This is a genomic window from Pseudonocardia sp. N23, assembly GCF_002583555.1.
Lineage (GTDB): Bacteria > Actinomycetota > Actinomycetes > Mycobacteriales > Pseudonocardiaceae > Pseudonocardia.
In genome coordinates this window covers 1-247 of sequence record NZ_BEGX01000085.1, presented here as the reverse complement: position 1 = coordinate 247, position 247 = coordinate 1, and the positions used below count along the sequence as shown (strand labels likewise).

The window sequence follows — 247 nt, the reverse complement described above, 5'->3', positions numbered from 1 at the left end:
CACCCGCTTCGCCTACTGGGCCCAGGCCGAGCTCGTCACCATGGCCACCGACCTCGCCGAGGTCCTCGGCGGCGCCATCGCCCTCGCCCTGCTGTTCGACCTGCCCCTCATCTGGGGCGGCGCGATCACCGCCGTCGTCTCGATGGTGATCCTCAAGGTCGCCGACCGCTTCGGGCAGAAACCCTTCGAACGCGTCGTCACGACGATGCTGCTCGTCGTCGGCATCGGGTTCGTCGCCAGTCTCTTC

General features: G+C 68.4%; 1 protein-coding gene. It reads left to right on the top strand.

The genetic code is table 11. The annotated features are described in order from the left end of the window. Window positions 1–247: divalent metal cation transporter (locus TOK_RS22925; RefSeq protein WP_172457725.1), on the top strand; the 247-nt coding region annotated here is incomplete at both ends.